The organism is Saccharothrix sp. 6-C (assembly GCF_016695385.1).
GTDB lineage: Bacteria > Actinomycetota > Actinomycetes > Mycobacteriales > Pseudonocardiaceae > Actinosynnema > Actinosynnema texasense.
Genome location: NZ_CP064192.1, coordinates 7586710 through 7602443 on the forward strand (window position 1 = coordinate 7586710; position 15734 = coordinate 7602443).

A 15734-nucleotide genomic window follows, 5' to 3' on the forward strand; every position below is an offset into this window, starting at 1 on the left:
CCTTAGGAGCGGCGGCGCCGCGCCGCACGGTCCGCCGCGGTGGTCGCGACCCGCCCCGCGCGCTTGTCGGAGCGGTGTGGATCGCGGGGCGGATCGCGTGCCCAAGCTTGCAACCTCCACCGCGCTGGAGGTCAACTTCCCGTCCAGTGACCTGGGCTACTACGCCCGGCCGCACCGGGGCGGACTGGTTAGGCTCCCCGGTCATGAGCAGTGCGACCGCCCCCAATGGCGAGGAGCCGGACGTCCGCACCACGGCCGGGAAGCTGGCCGACCTGCACCGGCGCAACGAGGAGGCCGTGCACGCCGGTTCGGCGCGCATGGTGGAGAAGCAGCACGCCAAGGGCAAGAAGACCGCCCGCGAGCGCATCGAACTGCTGCTGGACCCCGGCTCGTTCGTGGAGCTGGACGAGCTGGCGCGGCACCGCTCGACGAACTTCGGGCAGGAGCGCAACCGGCCCTACGGCGACGGCGTGGTGACCGGCTACGGCACCGTCGACGGCCGCCCGGTGTGCGTGTTCAGCCAGGACGTCACGATCTTCGGCGGCTCGCTCGGCGAGGTGTACGGCGAGAAGATCGTCAAGGTCATGGACCTGGCGATCAAGACCGGCCGACCGATCGTGGGCATCAACGAGGGCGGCGGCGCACGCATCCAGGAAGGCGTCGTCTCGCTCGGCCTCTACGGCGAGATCTTCCGCCGCAACGTGGCCGCGTCCGGCGTCGTGCCGCAGATCTCGCTGATCATGGGCGCGAACGCGGGCGGCCACGTCTACTCGCCCGCGCTGACCGACTTCGTGGTCATGGTCGACCAGACCTCGCACATGTTCATCACCGGCCCGGACGTGATCAAGACCGTCACCGGCGAGGACGTCGGCTTCGAGGAGCTCGGCGGCGGGCGCACGCACAACACCAAGTCGGGCAACGCGCACTACCTCGGCGACAACGAGGAGGACGCCATCTCCTACGTCAAGGAGCTGCTGTCCTACCTGCCCGCCAACAACATGTCCGAGCCGCCCGTCTTCGACGCGCCGGACGACGTGGTGCACGGCTCGGTCGAGGAGTCGGTCACCGACGCCGACCGCGAGCTGGACACCCTGATCCCGGACTCGGCGAACCAGCCCTACGACATGCACGAGGTCATCACCCGCGTGCTGGACGAGGGCGAGTTCCTGGAGGTCCAGCCGCTGTTCGCGCCGAACATCCTGGTCGGCTTCGGCCGGGTCGACGGGCACTCGGTCGGCGTCGTGGCCAACCAGCCGACCCAGTTCGCGGGCTGCCTGGACATCGACGCCTCGGAGAAGGCCGCGCGGTTCGTGCGCACCTGCGACGCGTTCAACATCCCGGTGCTGACGTTCGTGGACGTGCCCGGCTTCCTGCCCGGCACCGACCAGGAGTGGAACGGCATCATCCGGCGCGGCGCGAAGCTGATCTACGCCTACGCCGAGGCGACCGTGCCGCTGGTCACCGTGATCACCCGGAAGGCCTACGGCGGCGCGTACGACGTGATGGGTTCCAAGCACCTGGGCGCGGACATCAACCTGGCGTGGCCGACGGCGCAGATCGCGGTCATGGGCGCGCAGGGCGCGGCCAACATCGTGCACCGCAAGGCGTTGGCGAGCGCGCTGGCCGACGGCGAGGACGTGGACGCGCTGCGGGCCCGTTTGCAGCAAGAGTACGAAGACACCCTCTGCAACCCGTACGTCGCGGCCGAACGCGGTTATGTTGACAGTGTGATCCCTCCCTCTTTCACGCGATCGCACGTCGCCAGGGCGCTGGCGATGCTGCGCGACAAGCGCGAGGTGCTGCCGCCCAAGAAGCACGGGAACATCCCGCTGTGAGCGCGGCGCCGCACCTCCGGGTGGTCCGGGGCAACCCGGACGACGTCGAGTTGGCCGCCGTGACGGCGGTCGTGGTCGGCCTGGCAACGGCCGGCGGTCCCGTCGAGAACGCACCGCGCCGCTCGGCGTGGTCGGACAAGTCGCGGCAGGTGCGGCGCCCGTTGCCGCACGGCCCCGGCGCGTGGCGGACCTCCGGCCTGCCGCACTGAATTGCCGCTGGATTGAATTGCCGCTGCTCCGCAGACGGCGGCTCGGACGCCTGGAAGTCGGTCGTTCGCGCCCTGATTTCCGACGATCGAAGGGCGTGATCGTCGGAAATGAGGACGCGAACGACCGACGCGTCCTCGCGGGGGTCCAAGCGGGGTGGTCCAAGCGGGGTGGTCCAAGCGGGTGGGGCCTCGCGGGGGTCCAAGCGGGGGGTCTGGCGGGTGGGGCCTGGCAGTGGTGGTCAGCAGTCCACTCGACGGGAGTGGACCTGGACGCCGTCGCCCAGCACGGACACCTCGCGGCAGCGCGTCCCGTCCGGCACGCGCACGCGCAACCTCAGCCAGACGGCGCCCGCGCCGACCCGCGCGTCCAGGACCTCGATGCCCTGGGCGACCAGCGCCGAGGGCACCGCGTCGAGCCGCCGCAAGGTCCGCGCGACGGACGTCACCTGGTCCATCACCCGGTGCTCGACGCGGTCGCTGCCGTTCGCGAACGGCCAGAACGGCACGCCGTACCCGACCGGGTCGGTCGACACGACCCGGCCCGTCAGGGCGAGGACCAGGACGGCCGGCGCCACCAAGAGCCACCGGTACCGGCGTCGACCCCGGTCGTGCCGGCGGACCACCAGAGCCAAACGCTGCACACTGCGAGGTTGCCGAACGCCGTCACGGGGCGCATCGGTAGTTCTACGCACCGCCCGCGCGACGGTGTCCCGAAGTCTCCTGAACAGGACTTCCCCCTGCGGCTTCACGCACGGGTCGCGAGTCGACGCCCACCCGGCCGCCGCCCGTTCGGGTGGGCACCGGCCACGCCCTAGGCTGCACGGCGTGCGCTTCGTCCTGGCCTCCCAGTCCCCCGCCCGCCTGGCCGTGCTGCGTGCCGCCGGTGTCGAACCCGTCGTCCGCGTGTCCGGCGTCGACGAGGACGCGCTGGCCGCCTCCCTCGCCGACCCGACCCCGGAAGAGCTGGTCACGGCCCTGGCCACGGCGAAGGCCGAGGCGATCGCCCGGGACGAGGACGACGACGCGGTGATCGTCGGCTGCGACTCGATGCTGCGCACCGCCGACGGCGAGGTGCACGGCAAGCCCGGCACGGTCGAGGTCGCGCGGCAGCGGTGGCAGAAGATGGCCGGCACCACCGGCGCCCTGCTGACCGGGCACGCCGTGCTGCGGGTGCGCGGCGGGCAGGTGGTGGCCCGCGCCGTCGGGCACGAGTCCACGCTGGTCCGGTTCGGCCGGCCCGCCGAGGACGAGCTGGAGGCCTACCTCGCCACCGGCGAGCCGTTGCAGGTCGCGGGGGCGTTCACGCTCGACGGCCTGGGCGGCTGGTTCGTCGAGGGCATCGACGGCGACCCGTCCAGCGTCATCGGCATCAGCCTGCCGCTCACGCGCCGGCTGCTGCGCCAAGTGGACGTCGCCGTGTCCGACATCTGGTAGCCATTGTCACACTTTCCCTGATCCGGGAAGCTCTACGAAGGGCTTTCGGGTTGGGGGAGCTGTGGGTGAACTGCTGACGCGCCGCCGTCACATCGACTTCGGGCGCAGGACGAACACGGGCTGTCGCGGCTGACGCCGCCCCCGTCGTCCACCCCTGCGCAGCCACTCCGGAGCAGTCGTGTCGTTCATCCGCAGTTATACGAAGCCGAAGGTGTTCGGCTTCACCGTCCTCGCCGCCCTCGTCCTCGGCGCCCTGGCCGGGTACGTCGCCAAGAGCACCGACCAGGCGTGGCTCACCACCACCCTCGAGTCCATCGGCGACGTCTTCACCAGCCTCCTGCAGTTCACCGTCATCCCCCTGGTCTTCACCGCCATCGTGGTGGGCATCACGAGCCTGCGCCGCCTCGGCAGCTCGCGCGCCGCGCGCCTGGGCGGCAAGACCCTGCTGTGGTTCGCCGCCACGTCCCTGATCGCCGTGCTGATCGGCCTCGCCATCGGGTTGGTCGTCAAGCCGGGCGCGGGCGTGCAGGTCGAGCCGTCGCAGGCGGCCGTGGAGAAGCTCGCCGCCCGTGACCAGGGCTCCTGGGGCACGCTGCTGGAGACCCTGATCCCGTCGAACCTGTTCAGCGCCTTCACCGAGGGCGAAGTGCTCCAGGTCGTGTTCATCTCGGTGCTCGTCGGCTTCGCCGCGTACGCGCTCGGCGAGAAGGCCACGCCGTTCGTCACGCTGACCCGCTCGGCGTTCGACCTCATCCAGAAGATCGTCGGCTGGATCGTGCTGCTCGCCCCGATCGGCGTGTTCGGCCTGATCGGCACCGCGTTCGCGACGTACGGCAACTCGTTCGTCCGGCCGCTGTTCTCGCTGATCGCGTCGGTCTACGGCGGGTCGCTGCTGGTGCTGTTCGTGGTGTACCCGCTGCTGCTGCGGTTCGTCGGCCGGGTGTCGCCGGTCACGTTCTTCGCGAAGGCGTGGACCGCGATCCAGTTCGCCTTCGTGTCCCGCTCGTCCGGCGCGACGCTGCCGCTGAGCAGGCAGACCGCCGCCAACCTCGGCGTGGACAACGACTACGCGTCCTTCGCCGTGCCGCTGGGCACGACCACGAAGATGGACGGTTGCGCCGCGGTGTACCCGGCCATCGCCACGGTGTTCATCGCGAACCTGTTCGGCGTGCAGCTGGGCGTGTGGCAGTACGTGGCGATCGTCGCGGTCGCCGTGTTCGGCGCGCTGGCCACCGCCGGCACCACCGGCTGGTTCACCATGCTGACGCTGACCCTGGGCGCGGTGAACATGCCGCCGGAGGTCATCGCCACCGGTGTCGCGGTCGTCTACGCGATCGACCCGATCCTGGACATGGTCCGCACGGCCACCAACGTGACCGGCCAGATCACCGTCCCGGTCCTGGTCGCCCGCTCCGAGGGCCTGCTGGACGACGAGATCCTCAACGCCCCGAGCGAGCCCCCGCTGCTGACCACCCCGGCCCGCGAGCCGATCCCCGCCTGAGCGTCCACCCCGCCCGACCTGGACGTAGGACACGCGCGTTCCGAACGTAGGACACGCGCGAGAGTCCTACGTCCAGGTCGCGCGTGTCCTACGTCCGGAACAGGCGTGTCCTACGTCCGGAACACCCGAGTTGAACGCTCGGAACGTCACGCACCGCAGTGACGCAGGTCGGACGGGTCCGGCGTGACGGTCGGCCACCCCGGCAACGACTCCGCCTCGGGCACGACCGGCGTGCACCCCAGCTCACCGCCGCCGCTCGCCGGCGAGAACACCTGCGCGAACCACCGCGAGCAGTCCGCCTCCGCCTGGCACGCCCGCTGCACGGCCACCACGTCCGCGACCCCGTCCCGGTCCACGTCGTGCAGCGCGAGGTACGCCCCGCTCGCCACGTACGGCACCTGTGCCCGCGACCACGCGCCGGACCGGCGCACCAGCACCTCGCCGAGGACCTCGCCGCGCACCTCGCCCCGCACCAGGCACACCGCGACCTCGGCGTTCAGGCACTGCAACGACGATTCGTCGATCCGGGCACCCGAAGAGGCGATGGTCAGCTCGAAGATGTTCGGTCCCGAAGCGCCGCTGGTCCGGATCCGGCCCACTCCCTCGCCGACGACCAATTCCACTGAATCGACCCCGACCACCTGTTTCACCACCGAACGGCACGCCGTCGCCCCGCACCGCAATTCGTCCTGGGGCGCCACGGCGGCGGGGTCGCCGACTGCGGGAGGACGCAGTGACCAGGCGGTGACCAGTCCCGCGATAGTGATGATCACAGCTGCGCAAGCTGTCAGAAGCGCGGCGGTGGGCGGGCGTGTCACGATTCCCCATTGTTCCACTCGAGCGTGAGCTGTCTCTCGGTCTCCGAGTACTGACAGGTCACTAAACTCCCCGACCATTGCCGCTCCAGTCCCAGGGTTGCCAGGAGGTAGGACGTCGTGTCGCTGCGCAAGGTCCTCGTCGCCAACCGGGGCGAGATCGCCGTCCGGGTCATCCGCGCCTGCCGGGACGCCGGTCTGGCCAGCGTCGCCGTGTACGCCGACCCCGACCGGGACGCCCCGTTCGTCCGGCTGGCGGACGAGGCGTTCGCCCTGGGCGGCAGCACGCCCGGTGACAGCTACCTGTCCATCGACAAGCTGCTCGACGTGGCCAAGCGCGCGGGCGCGGACTCGGTGCACCCCGGCTACGGCTTCCTGTCCGAGAACGCCGACTTCGCGCAGGCCGTGCTGGACGCGGGCCTGACCTGGATCGGGCCGACCCCGCAGGCGATCCGCGACCTGGGCGACAAGGTCACCGCGCGGCACATCGCGATGCGCGCGGGCGCGCCGCTGGTCCCCGGCACGAAGGACCCGGTCGCCGGCCCGGACGAGATCATCGCGTTCGCCGAGGAGCACGGCCTGCCGGTCGCGATCAAGGCGGCGTTCGGCGGCGGCGGGCGCGGCCTCAAGGTGGCCCGGACGCTGGAGGAGATCCCCGAGCTGTTCGACAGCGCGGTGCGGGAGGCCGTCACGGCGTTCGGCCGCGGCGAGTGCTTCGTCGAGCGGTACCTGGACAAGCCGCGGCACGTCGAGGCGCAGGTGCTGGCCGACCAGCACGGCAACGTGATCGTCGTCGGCACCCGCGACTGCTCGTTGCAGCGCCGCCACCAGAAGCTGGTCGAGGAGGCGCCCGCGCCGTTCCTGACCGACGAGCAGCGGGCCGAGATCCACCGGTCGGCGCGCGCGATCTGCAAGGAGGCCGGCTACCACGGCGCCGGCACGGTCGAGTACCTGGTCGCGGTGGACGGCACCATCTCGTTCCTGGAGGTCAACACCCGCCTTCAGGTCGAGCACCCGGTCAGCGAGGAGACCTCGGGCCTGGACCTGGTGCGCGAGCAGTTCCGGATCGCCGCCGGCGAGGTGCTGCGGCTCACCGAGGACCCGACCCCGCGCGGCCACTCGATCGAGTTCCGCATCAACGGCGAGGACGCGGGCCGCAACTTCCTGCCCGCGCCGGGCGCGGTCACCACGTTCACCTCGCCGTCCGGCCCCGGTGTCCGGGTGGACGCGGGCGTGGAGAGCGGCACGGTCATCGGCGGCCAGTTCGACTCGTTGCTGGCCAAGCTGATCGTCACCGGCGAGGACCGGGCGCAGGCCCTGGAACGGGCCCGGCGCGCGTTGGACGAGATGGTGGTGGAGGGCATGGCGACCGTGCTGCCGTTCCACCGGGCGATCGTGCGCGACCCGGCGTTCGTCGGGTCCGAGGACGGCTTCACCGTGCACACGCGGTGGATCGAGACCGAGTTCGACAACACCATCGCGCCGTTCACCGACAGCGCGGAGGCCGAGGAGGACGAGCCGCGCCAGACCCTCGTGGTCGAGGTCGGCGGGCGTCGGCTGGAGGTCTCGCTGCCCGGTGACCTGGCGATCGGCGGCGGTGGCGGCGGCGGGGCCAAGGCGGGTGTGAAGGCCAAGCCGCGCAAGCGCGCCGGCGGCAAGGGCGGCGCGGCGGTCTCCGGCGACGCGGTGGCCGCGCCCATGCAGGGCACGATCGTCAAGGTCGCGGTCGAGGACGGGCAGCAGGTCGAGGCGGGCGAGCTGATCGTCGTGCTGGAGGCCATGAAGATGGAGAACCCGGTCACCGCGCACAAGTCCGGCGTCGTCACCGGGCTGGCCGCCGAGCCGGGCGCGGCGGTCACCCAGGGCACGGTCATCTGCGAGATCAAGGAATAGGCTCACCCGTGTGAGCGAGCGGGACATCCGGATCGGCGACGCCGAGCGTGAGCACGCGCTCGAACTGCTCGGCACGCACCTGGGCGAGGGGCGGTTGACCGTGGACGAGTACGGCGACCGCTCCGCCCGGGTGACCACCGCGAAGACCCGCGGTGACCTGTACGCGCTGTTCGCCGACCTGCCCGCGCCCCGGCCGCGGTTCACCTGGGTGGAGCCGCCGGTGACGCCACCGGCGGTGGCCGCCCGGCGCGGCTTCCCGCTGGAGTTCCGGGTCAGCACCGCGGCCGTCACGGCGGTCGCGATCGTCAGCGTGGTGTTGTTCTTCCTGGCCAAGACGCCGCTGGTGTTCCTGCTGATCCCCGCCGTGATGCTGCTGATCGGCCGGATGGGCAGGCGTTGAGCGCGCCGTCGCTGCTGCTGCTCGACCTGGACGGCGTGCTGCGGCGGTTCCCCCCGGACGGGCCGGTCGAGGACGCCTTCGACCTGCCGCGCGGCACGCTGGCGCGGGTGTCGTTCTCCCTGGCCGGTCCCGCGGTCGCCGGCCGGGCCACGGACGGGGCATGGCGCGCGGCCGTGCGGGAGCAGTTGGTCGCCGAAGGGCTGTCGCCGGCACGCGCGGCCGACGCGGTGGCGGCGTGGACGCGGGTCGGCGAGGTGATCCCCGAAGCGCTGGACCTGGTGCGGCGGGTGCGCGAGCGGTGCCGGGTGGCGCTGCTGTCCAACGCGACCGACCGGCTCCCGCGCGACCTGGCCGAGCTGGGGCTGGACCGCGAGGTGGACGCGGTCGTGTCGTCCGCGCGGCTCGGGGTGGCCAAGCCGGCGCCCGAGGCCTTCCGGCGCGCGCTGCGGGTGCTCCAGCACTCGCCTTCGGGGACGTTGTTCTGCGACGACAACCCGGTGAACGCCGACGCGGCGCGGACCATCGGCATCGACGCCGTGCACACGCCCGACTTCCCCGCGCTGCGCGAGGCGTTGTCGTCGCGGGGCTTGCTCGACGACGGCGCCGGCGCCGGACCGTCCGGGACCACCGGTCCGTTGTTGCTGGTCCTGCACGACCGCGCCGACGCGGAAGAAGCCGCGGACGAGCTGGGGGCGGCCGGCTGGTCGCCGTGCGCGGTGCACAAGGACGTGCTGGCCGGCGAGGACGACCTGGAGGACGCCGACTGGGTGGTGGAGCTGGCCACCGGTCCCGACGACCGGCCCGCCTCCGCGCACCGCGGGCTGCTCGAAGAGCTGGCCGGGCGCTACGACGGGTTCGTCACGCACTAGTCTCCCGGCGCATGGAGGCCGTCGAGATCAACGCGGGTGAGTTCTACCTGCGCCAACTCCGCGCGGACGACCGCGTCGACGACCGGCCGGCGCTGGTCGGCGGCGGCCTGTGCCCCGACTTCGACGCGGCCGGCGCGCACATCGCCGAACGCGCCGACCAGTGGCACACCGGAGAAGCCTGTTCCTGGGCCGTGTGCGACCAGCTCACCGGAACGGCCGTCGGCGAGATCTCCCTGACCCGCTCCGGCGACCTGCACTGCTGGACCACACCCGACCTGCGCGGCAACGGCATCGCGACCCACGCGACCGGCGCCGTGCTGCGGTTCGGCTTCGGGTTCCTCGACCTACCGCTGATCACCGCCAGACCCCCGGACGACGCGGCCAGACGGGTGGCCGCCAAGTGCGGCTTCACAGCCGAGGGTCCACTTGGCGTGTGGACCCGGCTACGGTAGGTGTCCATGAGGGGTGCTCGGGTGCTCACCGCCACGCTCTGCGCGATGGCGATGGCCTCCTGCACGCCCGCACCGGACAAGAAGGCCGACGGCCGGGTCGACGAACCGCTGCCGGCCACGACCACCACCATGTCGCCGTTGCCTCCCAGGCCGCTTGAGCTGCGGTTGGACGACGCCGACCCGTGCGAGGTGCTCTCACCCGAACAGCGCATCGCGCTGAGCCTGGACAACCCGCCGAGCGCATATGTGGAAGCGGGCTTCGGCAACGCGAAGGCGTGCACCATGCGCAGCAACATCAGCGGGAACGTCGTGCGCCTCGCGCTCGTCACAGCAGAGGGCGTCGGCGTGTGGCTCAGCGAGAACGCCCAGGTCCGCGCCGAGCAGACCGCGGTGGCCGGTTTCCCCGGCCTGACCGTGCGGACGCCCGGCATGGACAACGTGTGCAACGTCGAGGTGGACGTCGCGGAGGGGCAGTTCCTCGACGTGATGTTCCGCGACGGCGGTAACGAAAAGGCGGCCAAGCAAGACGTTCTGTGCCAAGGAGCGCAACGGGTGGCAGAAGCGGCGGTAGTCGGTTTGCGGCAACGGCGCTGATCCACGCGGGGGATGTGGGCTCCACCCACTCCCCGCTGTCGTACCGGGTGGCTAGAGTGACCTTGCGCGAGAACGCGATGCGTGACGGGAACGAGGAAGGCGGGAGGTTGCCCATGCCGTCGGAAGACCGCGGCCACGGCGCTGACACGGGCTCACCACCGCCCCTGTCGCACACGTTGAACGTCGAACCCAGCGCGATCCCCAGCCTGCGCAGCGCGTTCGCAGGCGCGTTGTCGAAGCTGGACGAGCAGATCGAGCAGGCCATCACCGAGGTCAGGGTCCGTCCCTGGGCGGGCGACCCGGTGAGCCAGGACGCCGCGGAGCGGTTCAACGAGCGGTCGCTCGAGTCGGGAGACTCGGCGCTGATCGCGTTGGAGAACTACCAGCGGCAGCTCAAGTCGGCCATGGACGCGCTCACCCTGGTCGAGCAGCAGTACCAGTCCATCGAAGAAGACAACACCGGGTTGATGGGACAGCAGGGCAGCCGCTGAGCGCCCGGCGCAGGCAAGGGGAGCGTTCATGCCCGATGGACACCGCTGGAGCGGGTACAGCCACGAAGAGCTGTACGAGCAGATCAACTCGGGGCCGGGGCCCAAGGCCTCGCACGCCTCGATGGAGCGGTGGCAGGGCGTCTCCGCCGCGTTGACCGAGATCAACGCCGACCTGCACGCCGGCGTGCTGAAGTCCGGCGCGTCCTGGGAGGGATCGGCCGCGGACAAGGCGCGCACCGGCATCAACCCGCTGGCCGCGTGGGCGGACGACGCCCGCGCCGGCGCGGAGATCATGCGCGTCTCGGCCGAGCGGCAGGCCGACTACATCGCCAAGGCGCGCGCGGACATGCCGCCGCCGGTGAAGGTGACCGCGGAACAGCCGAACCTGCTCGTCAGCGCGTTGACCGCCCTGGTCGGCGGGCAGACGGACTACGAGAAGCAGGAGAAGGCGCAGAACGCGGCCGAGCAGCGGGCGCGCGAGGTCATGACGACCTACGCCTCCAGCACCACGTCCAACACCAGCACGCTGGGGCAGTTCCACCAGCCGCCGCAGCTGGTGATCAACGCGCCCGACCTGGCGCGCAACGACTCGGCGGGGGTGTCCGGGCCCGGTTGGGGCTACGGCGGCCCGCGCGGGTGGCGCGGCGGCGGCGGTCGGGGCGGGTGGCGCGGCGGTCGCGGCGGCAGCAGCGGTCGGGGCGGCTACCCGGCTCCGCGTCCCGTGACGCAGCCCTCGTTCGGCGGGTCGACGGGCACCTCGTCGGCGGGCACGTCCGGATCCACCCGGGCCTCGTCAGCCGCCTTACCGCCGTCGACGTCGAGCACGGGCGCGTTCGGGCCCGGCGGCGTGATCGGCGGCACGGGTGGTCAGCAGGACAAGGACCGGCGCAAGGCCGGCTCGTCCTCTTCTTCGTCCTCGGGCGCCGGCTCGGCCTCCGACACGACCAGCGGGCAGCACGCCGCCGGCGCCAACCAGCACCTGCTGCCCGGCGCGGGCGGTGGGCCGCTGCCCAGCGGCACGACGTCGGTCAGCTCGGTGGAGATCGGGGCGTTCGCGGCCAGCACGCAGCACGCGGCGACGGCGGGACCGGGCGCGGCGACGGGCGCGATGCCCGGCGCCGCCGGTCAGGCCGGCGGCGGCGACACCGTGCACAAGCGCAGCGTCGCGGCGCCGGTGCAGCCCGCGTTCGACCCGTTCGGCGGTCTGGGCGGGCCTCGTGGCGCGGAAGAGGAAGAAGACGCCACGCACGACGCCGCCGACTACCTTCGGGAGACGGACGACATCTACGGCATCGGCGGGATCATCTCGCCTCCGGTGATCGGGGAGAGCACCACCCACTGATGACGACGTTCGGCTTGGACTTGGGCAGCAACGACCTGCGCGAACCCGTGACGATCTCGGCGCTCGAGTTCGACGTGCTGTGGGAGCACCTGCGGCTGGAAACCATGCCGCTGGTGCTCAAGGTGCCGTCACCGGGCAAGACGCACGCCGAACGGGCCGAGCTGGAACAGCAGGCGTGGAGCGGGCTGGACCGGCGCGGCCTGGGTCGACCGGTGTCGTTGGACCCGGTGCTGGAAGACCTGCTGCACCTGCTGAACCGGCCGCAGCAGGAGGTGGACGGCCGGCTGTGGCTCGGGCACAGCGTCCGGGTGCTGGCCGCCGCCAAGGGCCAGTCCGGCGTGCTGGCGGTGCTCGCCCACGACCAGCTGACCCTGCGGCCGGCGTCCGCCGAGGGCCTGCCCCGCGAGGCGCTCTCCGTGCTGCCGCCGCTCGGCGCGGGCCCCGGCCACTCCGTGACGCTGCCCAGCGCGGACCTGGACGCCGCCGCCGCGGGGGCGAACACCCCGGACGACCTGTACCAGGGCCTGCTGGCGCGCGGCATCCGCCAGGAGGACGCCCGCACGTTGGCCGACATGTTCCAGGACGCGGACAACCGGGGCCAGTTCGGCGCCGCGAGCCGTGACAAGTGGGGCAAGCGCGTGCGCCAGGACCGCGTCGTGTCGTTCTTCGACAACCCCCACGGCCGCTACGTGCAGCTCCGCCGTGCCACCGCGGGCCAGGAACCGTGGAGCACCGTCTCCCCCGTCGACACCCGCCGCCTGATCCACCACCTGGAATCCCTCACCACCCCGTGAGTCCAACCTTCACGTCGCGTGAGTCGTACGTTCAGAGCACCTGAATTCAACGCTCACGTACCGCGATGGCCCACGATCAGGTGAACCGTGTACGGGATCGGGGGTCTCGCCACTCGGTTATGCATGATCCAACTGCCTCCTGGCCTGCACGGCGCCTACCCCCGCACGCGGCTGCACGACCGCATCGGCGCCCCAGCGGTGAGCCGAGCCATCCGCGACGGCCACCTGATCAACTACAGCCGCACGGTCGTCATCCAGCGGCAACGCATGACCGACCTGCGCACCCGAGCCGCCGCCGCGCTGCTCATGGCCGGGCCGGACGCCGTGCTGACCGACCACACCGCGGCCTGGCTGCACGGCTGCACGGCCGCCGAGACCAACCGGGTGCACCTCCTCCTGGACTACGACCGCAGGGTCCGACCCCGCCGTGACGTCGCCGTCCACTACCACCAGTACGACCCGGCCGACGTGATCCAGGTCGAGGGCCTGCGCTGCATGGTCCTCGACTACGCCATCGCCGACCTGCTCTGCCGGGCCCGTCACCGCTCCACCGCTCTGGCCTGCGCGGATCAGGCACTCGGCGCCCTCCAGCCGGAGCAGCGGGCCGCGTTCAAGGCCGACCTCGCCGTGCGCCTGGCGACCCGTCGTGATCACCGGGGCCGACGGCAGGGCGCGTTCCTCCTGGACCTCGCCACGGGCCTGCCCGAGTCACCGTCGGAGAGCACGCTCCTGCTCACCATCGCCGAAGCCGGTTTTCCGCTGCCCGAACTCCAGTACTCCGTCCGCGACCTGGACGACCGCGAGGTCTGGCGACTGGACTTCGCCTGGCCGGACGCACGCGTGGCACTGGAGTACGACGGCTACGCGGCGCACGTCGACAAGGCCGAGGCCGACCAGGCCCGTGACGAGGACCTGCGACGGCGCGGCTGGAAGGTGCTCCACGCCGACGCCTCGGACCTGCGCATCCCCACCCGGCTGTTCCGACAGCTGAGTGTTGAACTCGGGGGTCCTGAACGTAGGACTCACGCGTTCTGGGTGTAGGACTCACGCGCCGTGAAGGTTGGACTCTCGCGCGGGGGTCAGGGGCCGATGCCTTGGCACGGGCGGGTGCGGAGGTCGGAGACGTAGTCGTCCGGGGCGCCTGCGGCTTCGGCGGCGTCGGCGACGACGCCGATGTAGCGGGCGGAGGGCAGACCCCCCTCGTAGGCGTCCAGGACGTAGAGCCAGGCGGTCACCGAACCTTCCAGGGTCTGGACGCGCAGGCGGATCTTCTTGTAGAGACCGAGGGCGCCTTCCCAGCGGTCGAGGCGGGACTCGTCACGCGGGCTCACGTCGTAGAGCACGCAGAACACCTGTGAGTCCGGGTCCTCGACGATGGTGGCGAGCGCGCCCTCCCAGCCCAGGTCCTCGCCACCGAACGTCAGACGCCATCCGGCGAGCCACCCGGTCCCCGCCATGGGGGAGTAGGGGGCTCGCTCCATCATCTGGTTCGGGTCCATGTTGGACCCGTACGCGGCATAGAGCGGCACGACGACAGCCTAGCGACCTCGCGATCACCGCGAGGTACCAGAAGACCGGACGACACACCCCGACACCCGACCGCGTACGGTTACCAACGGCCGCGAGCGGCGCAAACAGCGCGAAAAGACGTTGGAGAAGAGCGGTGCGAACAGCGCCGAGACCACGAGGAGGACGTGTCGTGACCCGCATCGTCATCATGGGCGGTGGCCCCGCAGGTTACGAGGCGGCACTGGTCGCGGCCCAGCACGGGGCCGACGTGACCATCGTGGAACGCGAGGGCGTCGGTGGCGCCTGCGTGCTCTACGACTGCGTGCCGTCGAAGACGTTCATCGCCTCCGCGGGTGGCCGCAGCGCCTTCCGCAACGCCGGTGAGCTGGGCATTCGCACGAACAACGCGGAAGCGGCGGTCGAGCTGCCGGTCGTCCACGGACGAGTGAAGGGCCTTGCGCTCGCCCAGTCCGCCGACGTCCGGGCCCGCCTGCAGCGCGAGGGCGTGCGGATCGTCAACGGCATCGGCAAGTTCTGCGACAACGCCCGCGGGCTCGCCCAGCACGAGGTCGTGGCCATCGCCGAGGACGGCACGAAGGAGGTCCTGCCGGCCGACGTGGTGCTGATCGCGACGGGCGCGACCCCGCGGGTGCTGCCCGGCGCCGAGCCGGACGGCAAGCGGATCCTGACGTGGCGGCAGATCTACGAGCTCCCGGAGTTGCCGGAGCACCTGGCCGTCATCGGGTCGGGTGTCACCGGTGTGGAGTTCGCCTCCGCGTACACGGAACTCGGCGTGAAGGTGACCATGGTCTCCAGCCGCGACCGGGTGCTTCCGCACGAGGACGCCGACGCGGCCGTGGTGCTGGAGGACGTGTTCGCCGAACGCGGCACGGCGGTGGTCAAGCACGCCCGCGCGGACCGGGTCGAGAACGTCGGCGACGGTGTCCTGATTCACCTGGAAGACGGTCGCACGATCGAGGCGAGTCATGCGTTGATGACGGTCGGCTCCGTCCCGAACACCACCGACATCGGCCTGGACAAGATCGGTATCGAGCTGGGCCGCGGCGGGTACATCCCGGTCGACCGGGTGTCGCGGACGAACGTCGCCGGCGTCTACGCGGCGGGCGACTGCACGGGCCTGCTGCTGCTCGCGTCCGTCGCCGCCATGCAGGGCCGCATCGCCATGTGGCACGCGCTGGGCCAGGGGGTGAGCCCGATCAGGCTCAAGACGGTCGCGGCGAACGTGTTCACCAACCCGGAGATCGCGTCCGTCGGCATCAGCCAGCAGGCGATCGACTCCGGCGAGGTGCCGGCGCGCACGATCATGCTGCCGCTGGCCACCAACCCGCGGGCCAAGATGGAAGGCCTGCGCCGCGGTTTCGTGAAGCTCTTCTGCCGGCCCGCGACCGGTGTGGTCATCGGCGGCGTCGTCGTCGCGCCCAACGCCAGCGAGCTGATCCTGTCGATCACGCTGGCCGTGCAGAACCAGCTCACGGTGGACGACCTGGCCACCACGTTCTCGGTGTACCCGTCGCTCACCGGGTCGATCACCGAGGCCGGCCGCCAGCTCATGCGCCACGACGACCTGGACTGAGC

Annotated in this window: 17 protein-coding genes; 14 read left to right on the forward strand and 3 right to left on the reverse strand. The window is 71.6% G+C overall.

What is annotated here, in order from left to right:
- The first annotated feature begins 203 nt into the window (after positions 1–203).
- On the forward strand, positions 204–1835 hold the full coding sequence (locus IOD16_RS32580) for an acyl-CoA carboxylase subunit beta (RefSeq protein ID WP_123745467.1): 1632 nt from the start codon (positions 204–206) through the stop codon (positions 1833–1835).
- Positions 1832–2044 carry an acyl-CoA carboxylase subunit epsilon gene (locus tag IOD16_RS32585; protein ID WP_201437559.1) on the forward strand — a complete coding sequence of 71 codons (213 nt, stop codon included), beginning with the start codon at positions 1832–1834 and terminating at the stop codon, positions 2042–2044. The genes IOD16_RS32580 and IOD16_RS32585 overlap by 4 nt, the downstream gene beginning before the upstream one ends.
- 239 nt (positions 2045–2283) lie before the next feature.
- Here IOD16_RS32585 and IOD16_RS32590 read toward each other — a convergent pair whose 3' ends face one another.
- Entirely contained in the window at positions 2284–2685 is a 402-nt protein-coding gene (locus IOD16_RS32590; RefSeq protein WP_201437560.1) for a hypothetical protein, read from the reverse strand.
- A gap of 184 nt (positions 2686–2869) precedes the next feature.
- On the opposite strand from IOD16_RS32590, the gene IOD16_RS32595 reads away from it, so the two are divergent.
- A complete protein-coding gene (locus IOD16_RS32595) occupies positions 2870–3478 on the forward strand; it encodes a Maf family protein (protein WP_201437561.1) in 609 nt (202 codons plus the stop codon).
- A 178-nt stretch (positions 3479–3656) separates the two neighbouring features.
- The gene (locus tag IOD16_RS32600; RefSeq protein ID WP_201437562.1) at positions 3657–4979 is read left to right on the forward strand and encodes a dicarboxylate/amino acid:cation symporter; all 1323 of its coding nucleotides are present in this window, start codon (positions 3657–3659) and stop codon (positions 4977–4979) included.
- 146 nt (positions 4980–5125) lie between these two features.
- Here IOD16_RS32600 and IOD16_RS32605 read toward each other — a convergent pair whose 3' ends face one another.
- Positions 5126–5602, reverse strand: coding sequence for a hypothetical protein (locus IOD16_RS32605; protein WP_201437563.1), 477 nt, complete (start codon positions 5600–5602; stop codon positions 5126–5128).
- Between the two features lie 312 nt (positions 5603–5914).
- On the opposite strand from IOD16_RS32605, the gene IOD16_RS32610 reads away from it, so the two are divergent.
- From IOD16_RS32610 to IOD16_RS32655, 9 genes are all read left to right on the forward strand, one after another.
- Complete coding sequence (locus tag IOD16_RS32610; protein ID WP_123745461.1) at positions 5915–7687, forward strand: acetyl/propionyl/methylcrotonyl-CoA carboxylase subunit alpha; 1773 nt, start codon at positions 5915–5917, stop codon at positions 7685–7687.
- Between the two features lie 10 nt (positions 7688–7697).
- Positions 7698–8087 carry a DUF1707 SHOCT-like domain-containing protein gene (locus tag IOD16_RS32615; protein WP_201437564.1) on the forward strand — a complete coding sequence of 130 codons (390 nt, stop codon included), beginning with the start codon at positions 7698–7700 and terminating at the stop codon, positions 8085–8087.
- Positions 8084–8956, forward strand: a complete 873-nt coding sequence (locus IOD16_RS40730) for an HAD family hydrolase (protein WP_236594518.1) — start codon at positions 8084–8086, stop codon at positions 8954–8956. The genes IOD16_RS32615 and IOD16_RS40730 overlap by 4 nt, the downstream gene beginning before the upstream one ends.
- 11 nt (positions 8957–8967) lie before the next feature.
- Entirely contained in the window at positions 8968–9408 is a 441-nt protein-coding gene (locus tag IOD16_RS32630) for a GNAT family N-acetyltransferase (protein ID WP_201437565.1), read from the forward strand.
- A gap of 21 nt (positions 9409–9429) precedes the next feature.
- Positions 9430–10002 (forward strand): DUF3558 domain-containing protein, encoded by a 573-nt coding sequence (locus IOD16_RS32635; protein ID WP_236594519.1) that lies wholly within the window; start codon positions 9430–9432, stop codon positions 10000–10002.
- A gap of 113 nt (positions 10003–10115) precedes the next feature.
- Complete coding sequence (locus tag IOD16_RS32640; RefSeq protein WP_201437567.1) at positions 10116–10493, forward strand: transcriptional regulator; 378 nt, start codon at positions 10116–10118, stop codon at positions 10491–10493.
- Between the two features lie 28 nt (positions 10494–10521).
- Positions 10522–11835: a PPE domain-containing protein gene (locus IOD16_RS32645; protein WP_201437568.1), complete on the forward strand. Its 1314-nt coding sequence runs from the start codon at positions 10522–10524 to the stop codon at positions 11833–11835.
- Positions 11835–12629 carry an ESX secretion-associated protein EspG gene (locus IOD16_RS32650; RefSeq protein WP_201437569.1) on the forward strand — a complete coding sequence of 265 codons (795 nt, stop codon included), beginning with the start codon at positions 11835–11837 and terminating at the stop codon, positions 12627–12629. The genes IOD16_RS32645 and IOD16_RS32650 overlap by 1 nt, the downstream gene beginning before the upstream one ends.
- A gap of 123 nt (positions 12630–12752) precedes the next feature.
- Positions 12753–13670 (forward strand): DUF559 domain-containing protein, encoded by a 918-nt coding sequence (locus tag IOD16_RS32655; protein ID WP_201437570.1) that lies wholly within the window; start codon positions 12753–12755, stop codon positions 13668–13670.
- Between the two features lie 38 nt (positions 13671–13708).
- On the opposite strand, the gene IOD16_RS32660 is transcribed toward IOD16_RS32655, so the two are convergent.
- Positions 13709–14158, reverse strand: coding sequence for a gamma-glutamylcyclotransferase family protein (locus IOD16_RS32660; protein WP_123745455.1), 450 nt, complete (start codon positions 14156–14158; stop codon positions 13709–13711).
- A gap of 170 nt (positions 14159–14328) precedes the next feature.
- On the opposite strand from IOD16_RS32660, the gene IOD16_RS32665 reads away from it, so the two are divergent.
- A complete protein-coding gene (locus tag IOD16_RS32665; protein WP_201437571.1) occupies positions 14329–15732 on the forward strand; it encodes an NAD(P)H-quinone dehydrogenase in 1404 nt (467 codons plus the stop codon).
- Positions 15733–15734: the final 2 nt, after the last annotated feature.